Origin of the sequence: Microcoleus sp. B3-A4 (assembly GCF_036705385.1) — a bacterium.
In the GTDB taxonomy this organism is placed as follows: Bacteria; Cyanobacteriota; Cyanobacteriia; order Cyanobacteriales; family Microcoleaceae; genus Microcoleus.
Map to the genome: position 1 here is coordinate 1 of NZ_JAUBUI010000146.1, position 7,396 is coordinate 7,396.

A 7,396-nucleotide genomic window follows, 5' to 3' on the forward strand; every position below is an offset into this window, starting at 1 on the left:
GGTTTAACAAACTTTCACTGGTGGCCTCAAGTTCCAGTTGCTGCTTAATTATGGGTAAGCACCCGGACATGATATAATATCAATTCCGATGCCACCGCATTTGATATGACGCATGGGAACCCAGAAACCGAGTTTTTGCCCAGAAGAGGCGTTACAGCCCTTTAACGGGGCAAAAAACCCGGTTATGAAGGTTTTTCTCCGTAACTCCTACTTGTGTAGAAGCGATTTCGATCGCCGATTTTTATCTTAACTTTTTGAGTTTCTTCAAGTGCGATCGCCTCAAATTTTCCACCAACTGCCGCAACTGGTTCAAATTACCCGCTTCGCCGCCATACTTCCACCGCACGTAAGCCTGCGAAACTTCATCAATCACCTCAGCTTCATCAGTTGCATGATTACCGCGCATAGCCTCAGCATACTCCAAAGGCGTTTGAGCTTTCTGCTTGGCAAATCCCCTACTCGCCAAATCCTTCAGCATTTCCTGATAAACCCCCTCCACCGGCGGCAACTTCGCCAGCCAGCGGCGGTGACGCCACTTGCGCCACACTTGCCAAATTAACCAGCCAATAAAGCCAAAGGCGATCGCAGCAATCAAGCCAGTAAATAACCCCACCCAACCCTTAGCAAACTGTCCCACAAACCAGCCCACAATCAAGCTGATCCAGCCAATTACAAAACCTATAACTGAATCCAGCCCGCTTCTGAGAGGAGTCGGTAGCCAACCCGCGATCCACTGCCAAAACGATTGCAGCGCACTAAAAGTCTGATTGTCTTCCACCGAAGCCGGAATCAGCGGATAACCGGGAATCGGATTAAAAGCAAACCAGCCATTATTAGGAAAATATACCTCCGTCATCAAAAAAGCGTCGGTATTTTTCACAACGTAGTAACCAGTAAACGGGTTGAATTCTCCCGTATCGAAACCGCCCACCAGCCGCGCCGGAATCCCGACCGACCTCAGCATAATTGTCAGTACCGTCGAAAAGTGGTCGGGATATCCACCTGTAACTTTTTTGCCGTCCTGGGTGTTTTTGTAGCCAAACAGAAAAGCCTGGACTAAATCTTCACCTTCTTCTAAGTAAGGCAAGGCTTTTTCTATTTTGTAATTCGGATTTTGCTTTAAATATTGAGCCAAATACAAAGCTTTTTCGTAAGGAGAATCGATCGGTCTGTCCGACTGAGATACTCTAGTTCGTGCAGCCAATATTTCTTCAGTTTTTTCTCGCACCTTCTGGGCAATTTCCGGCGGCACATCCAAATAGAAGTTGCGAATATTTTTCGGGTAATTAGTACCAGTTTTCCCCAACAAAGAGCGATCGCGAAAAGGGACATTAGAAATCACCGTATAAGTCACACCCTCTCCCAATTCCGCAGGCGCTCGCAAACCCCCCTCCGCATCAATCGCCGCCTCTGGACTCGGAAAATAAAGTTCCCTCGGCTTGTTTAAAGCCGGAATCAAGTTCGGCATTGGAGCAACAATAGTATAACTTTGAATCACCTCTTGAGTGCGAGGCGCATTGGGAAACGGATTCAGATAAAATTGATAAGACCAGCGAGGTCGAGTCAGCTTTTGAGCTTGTTCGTTGCGAGAAATTTCCCAACCCTGACCGGTGTATTTGTCGAATCCCAACACCCGCCAAAAACCCGCAGCCTGCGATCGCACCCGCATCACCACTTGGGGTTTCATTTCGCCCCGCAAATTTTGATTGATGCGCTGGTTGAAACCGTAATAAAAAGTAGAGTCTACCTCTCCTGGCCCTTTGTCTGGGTTTCTCCCCCTTCCTCCGCCAGTCCCTTTTTCATTTCCCCCTCTGACATACCCTGGATTCAGAATGCTGCGCGAGTCAAACTCCCCCTGATATTGAATAGGAGCACTCACCGGAAAAGTCCGCAACTGATAGCCAGGGAGGCGTGGCAAAAACGCAAAAATAGTCAGCCCCAACCCGACAGTTATCAGCAGCAGCCAACCAAAATACTTTGGGGATAAAGTAGCAGCAAATAGCGACCAGTTATTTTTTTTCTCTTTACCTTCTACCGAATGCTTTCTATCTTCTACCTTTGAGAATCCCAAGCGCGATCGATAATCCAACACCAAAGTCGGAAGCGCTAAAGCCAAAAACAGCAACAGCAGCGGCCCAAAAGTCAAGGTTTGGCTGAGAGTCGCTGCTACCCCTAACAAAATTAGCCCGATTACCATCGAATAGCCCAAATCCTTGCGGCGGGGCAAATCGAAACTGTGCAGCACTTGAAGTTGGATTAACAGTTGCGCCAAAACTAACCGCGTATCATTCAATTCTCCCACCAAGCGGCTAAAAAAAGCGAACAGCGCCACCAGCATTCCAATAGCTATGCAGAACTTAGCAGCTACATTGCGATCGCGGCGGCGATACCAACTCCAAGTTGCTCCCACAATACTAACAGGCACAGCCCACAGGTTCTGGGCTTCTTCAGCAGCAACGTCAGTAGCTACAATTCCCACAATTACCAACAACTGAACTAGGATTCGCAGCAGTAAAGAATCCTCAATCACCGGCGGAGGCATGGCCTCAATCTGCTCCCACAGCTTACCCAAAACAGGTATATTTCGCAGGTTATCAGTTGTCATGTGCACCCATCCAAGTCAACTAGCAGTAGATTGTAGATTGGAGATTTTAGATTTTAGATTGACTCCACCGATGAATCTGGGGGCTTGAACTAAGATCTAAAATTTTTGGCTTTCCACGACAGTAGTCGAGGAATTGCATTTGTTTTTGTGTGAGGTCAAACCAGCGAGTAAAACCTAAATTATTTACTCTAACTAGACCTTTCTAGTTGCTATCTTGTCCGGTTAAAATTGGACGAATAGCAAACATCAAAGGTCGGGTCTCGAAGTTCTGGAATCGAACTTCTAGAGCATAAGTTTTGTTCGGTTGTGGGTCAAACAACTCCACACTTAAATGCCCGGAATTTGGACGATGTGCAGTTGCTTCGGCATCCCCTCCCTTGAGTTCCAAACTTCCTGCCCCTGGGAATTCGCACTCAACTCTTAAACACGGCATTGGCTGTTCTCTGTTGCGGTTCGAGAGGTATTGAGCCTCCAGAGTCAGCGAACCCAAACCCGTCAGCCACTCCCGCGAAACCGGAGGCTGATTCACAGGACAATCCAAAGTTAGAGACTCAATGATTTCCCTGGCGGCCAACAGCGACAGCACCATTTGTTGATCGGTACTCGCCGCTTCGTAAGTCGGGAAATCTTCTAAATCTAGAAGTCCCCGCAAAGAACCTCTGAGCACTAAACCAGCTAATTCGTTGAGTTCCTGAGACTGGCCCGGAAATAAGCCATCTACAGCGCGAACTAACTTCGAGCCTTGCCGCAGCGACGACATTACCAGTTCCTGACAAGGTTCTAGCAGTTGAGCAAAAACCCCTTGGGCGATCGGAATTGGCAGGCGGCCCCACCTGATATTTTGTAGTTGGGGAGTCCAGAGGTGTAGGGGGGGAACCCATTGCGGGGCTACATCGTCTGGGTAATCGTGGTCGTAGCTTTTGAATTCTGTTTCCCAGGGGAACAGCGGCGGGTTAGATTCAATTTCGGCTCTAAGCCTTTCTTTTAACAAGGTCTGAAAACGGTCTTGCACGGTCGGTATTTCTCCAATTGTCTGCGGTTGTGCGGGTGCATTGCTGTGCGCCCCCACTTGATAGTCCAGCGGGTCTGGTTCGTCCCATTCCCAGTATTCCACCCCGGAATTCTCTTCTGTGTCGCCCCACTCTTCTGAGCCAGGAGACTGATTGAGGTTTTCCTCATCTTCGTTAGAGGCATTCGCGATCGGCGCCTGCAATATCCAGTCTAAAAAATGGCGATCGAAAGCCTCTGCATCCCTGTTCGTTTCGTTATTCATCACTAGATGCCCCTTCTCCGGAATCTGAACGATTTCGCAATTCCCAGGCAAGTTCCAGCAATTTAAACCACCGTTTCTGTACCTGGGCTACCGTGCTGCCGAGGCTTTGCGCGATCGCTGACTCTGACAGACCTTGTTGTTTCAACTTTAGCAAACGCTGTCCCTCTGGACCAATTTGCTCGCCAAACGCCTGCCACTGAGAAGGCAGCAAACCCAAATTGCGGTCTAAGTCTGCTTCCAGCCACTGGTGAACGAGCTCCCAGCGGTGCGACATGGCGAACCTGAGCAGATGGTACTTGAAGCGCTGCTGCAAATAGTCTCTTTGGCGGGGAGTTATGCCCAAAAGCGACTCTATTTCATTAGTCGGCAAGTCTTGCAAGCGCAGCACGAAGTAATCGGCGCAGTCTTGTTGGTTGCGCTCTTTCAAGTAAGCGACTAATTCGTCAATCACGTTTTGCCGCAGAGATTCTGACTCGTCGCCTAGGGGACGAATTGCCGCCGAACCCTGTCCGGCCATCGCTTCCCGCACGGAGTGCACCGAGGTATCGTTCCAAGTTTGGTCGGAATCTGAAGCCCCTCCGTCGGCGGCTTGTTCCATATCTACCGAGGTTTCTTTGGGCTGCTGCTGGGAAAAGGTTTGGGCCCGTAAAATAATTAGTTGCTGGCTCCGGTTCCGAGGTAAAGGAATGCGCCGCTTGCCGAAGCGCTCTACAAAGGCCATGTACTCTGCTAGTTCTAAGCGAGTGCGGGGACTGTAGGTAGGTGGCAGTTGGGTTTCGCGCCGAAATGCCTTTAAAGCTTCGAGATAAAATCCTTGCAAAAAATCTTTGATCAGTTCTACTCGCGCCTGATAGCTAGACTGCACCTGCGGAGGAGTGATGTAGCGATAGACGATCGCGCTGAGGGTACTGTGCAATTCTACTCGCCCGGGCCCGGAGCCTAAATTGTAATAGTGGAGGCATTGTTGCAACCGGTGCTGAGCGAGGCTCTGGGCTGAACCTTCTATATCTCCGGAGGCTTGAATCCGCTGGCTTTCAGTGCATATCCTGTTGACTTCTGCTGCGAGTCGCCCTGCTACATCTTGGCAGTTCTGCTCAGACGCGCGAGTGGACTTTTTGAGTTCGTCTAACAGCAGTTGAAATATGGTTTCCACGCTCTGGCAGATTTCCCGCATGATGGTTTACAGCTAACAATGAAAGTAGCACAGTTAGTAAAAGTATGGATAAATCTTTCCTACCGCTACTTTACCCCGTATTCCCCAGATAAGACAAACTGCAATGCCCTCTTTCTCCTCCTTCGCGCAAACACAGAGGACTGCTTTTTTTATCTGTCTTGGACGCGCCATCCGCCAAAAACTAGGTTTAAACACTTGCCACTGCAACGATGCTTCATCAGAGTGTCGGGTTTGACAAAGCCTTCATGCGGGCCGAAAACGCGACACTGCCGTTGATAGCTTCGGCTTAGTGCTGTGGGGGTCACAGCAGCGCAAGTGTTCCTGAAGGTGAAGCGAACACGCAGTTTCTCCCGGTGGTCTACTAGATGGGACAAAGGGTTGCGTGGCTGTATTTGGTAGAGTCGATCGAGGTGACAGTGGCCAACGGTTTCTCAAATCGGTGATGGATAGCTTGGGATGGATGATTCAGGTGGTTTTACGATCGCAACATCCAAGGCTTTGTTTTACGGAAAAAAAGAGCCTTGGTTGAACAAACTTTTGCTTGGCTCAATTTAGTATCGAGGGTTGAGCAAGGACGATCGGCGATTACAGGCTCCATCACAGGTCATTATATACATCTTCTTGATTCGGTCGATCGCTATTTAACAAACCCCAGATTATCTTTGTTCATGTAAGCCGATTGGAACACTATCAAGGGTTCCATCCTAGAAATATTTATACTTTCGGAGCTAAACCATTAAAGTAATCTTCAGCCACTTTTGCCATAAAGTCTCGACGGCGATCGCCCGTCTGTTTCTTGACAAAATCCTTGAACGTCTATCTAACGATTTGACTAAATATCATTTCTAGCATCCCAATCACACAGATCAGAACCGCTCATGTCCGAAAATCTGTTTCCTAGCCTTGTAGGATAACAGGGTTATATTTAATTGCCAGTTCCTTATGCCTCGTTTAAAGCAGCCCGTACAATTAAGTGTGTGGGATGTTGGTTAACCTCCGGTGGGATGTTGCTTAACTTCCGCAGAAATTCCTTGATTTGTACGGCCTATCAGAGTCCAGCCTTTTTCTCTAGCAGGATTGAGCGGGAAATCACCGGCGGCCCAATCGCTGTGTTCACCAAGCAAAGGTGATCCGGAACAATAAGTTTCATTGCATCTATCTAAGGGTATCTATATTGCGATTACTTGAACCTGAAATGCCGATATTTTACTAAAGTTCGATCGTCTTCGATCGTCCTCTGGGTTGATGTAAGTGGCTGGCGAAATTTGTTCTAATAAATGTAAAGTTAGAGTTGTAGGGAACAATTTTCAATGCGTAAGTTAAACATAGGTCTATCTGACGAGCAACGTGCAGGCGTTATCGAACTATTGAATCACGACCTGGCAGATGCTTATCTGCTGTTAATCAAAACGAAAAAGTATCACTGGGATGTAGTGGGCCCGCAGTTTCGATCGCTCCACCAGTTGTGGGAAGAACACTATCAGGCGTTAACACTAAATATCGATGCTATGGCCGAACGGGTGAGAACTTTAGGTGGCTATCCAATTGGTACTGCTGAGGGTTTTCTGAAGTATGGCTCGATTAAAGAACATATCGGCGATTTGCCTTTAGCGACGGAGATGGTGTCGCGTTTAGTTGACGATCACGAACTGATTATTCGCAATCTCCGCCAACACGTCGAACAGTGCGGCGAAGAGTTTAAGGATGACGGAACCGCAGACTTTTTGACTGGTTTGATGGAACAGCACGAGCAAATGGCTTGGATGTTGCGCTCGTTTATTGAAGGGGAATCCCTGGCGCCAGACGGCCAGCAGCCGCAAGCTCAAACTCCTACAGCTTCTCATGCTTAGAGAGATTAAGTAGAAGGAAGAAGGAAGAAGGAAGAAGTAAGAAGGAAGAATGGAAAATTTAGATTTTTTTATTTAACCCTCTTTCCTGATTCTCGATCGACCAACTAGGCGGAATTAAACGCCCTCTAGCTTCCTCAAAAACCCGGTTTATTCAAAAAACCGGGTTTTTCCATACTGGGTTTATTTAGATTTTAGATTTCCTAAACTGTGGAATCGCATTCTTTCATATACCTGCGACGCCAGTATTCTGTGAACTTTTGTTCGCGTCTCAATCATAGCAAGTGTCGTCCCTTGACTCGATTCTGATGCTTGTTTTAACTCTAACCCTGATCCACTTGGCGGTGGAACTATTATTTTTAATATACTTTCTATTGACAGCACGTACAAATTGTGGCGCAAAAGTGTCATTAATAAATCGTAAGGATTCAGGTCAAAAAAGACTTAAGTATCAAAAGCTGGTAAAATAAACGAATGAAAAAGCCCGCAGCCACCAG

General features: G+C 47.7%; 4 protein-coding genes. 1 reads left to right on the forward strand and 3 read right to left on the reverse strand.

Annotated features, from left to right (window positions below; all coding sequences use genetic code 11):
* Positions 1–241: 241 nt before the first annotated feature.
* The 3 genes from QUB33_RS28375 to hetZ form a co-directional block, all read right to left on the reverse strand.
* Positions 242–2,605, reverse strand: coding sequence for a transglutaminaseTgpA domain-containing protein (locus QUB33_RS28375; RefSeq protein WP_333357639.1), 2,364 nt, complete (start codon positions 2,603–2,605; stop codon positions 242–244).
* Between the two features lie 202 nt (positions 2,606–2,807).
* A complete protein-coding gene (locus tag QUB33_RS28380) occupies positions 2,808–3,878 on the reverse strand; it encodes a hypothetical protein (protein ID WP_333357644.1) in 1,071 nt (356 codons plus the stop codon).
* Positions 3,871–5,052, reverse strand: a complete 1,182-nt coding sequence (gene hetZ / locus QUB33_RS28385; protein ID WP_190663351.1) for a heterocyst differentiation protein HetZ — start codon at positions 5,050–5,052, stop codon at positions 3,871–3,873. Before hetZ ends, QUB33_RS28380 begins: the two co-directional genes overlap by 8 nt.
* Before the next feature lie 1,310 nt (positions 5,053–6,362).
* Between hetZ and QUB33_RS28390 the strand changes: the two genes are divergently transcribed.
* Entirely contained in the window at positions 6,363–6,902 is a 540-nt protein-coding gene (locus tag QUB33_RS28390; RefSeq protein WP_333357649.1) for a Dps family protein, read from the forward strand.
* Positions 6,903–7,396: the final 494 nt, after the last annotated feature.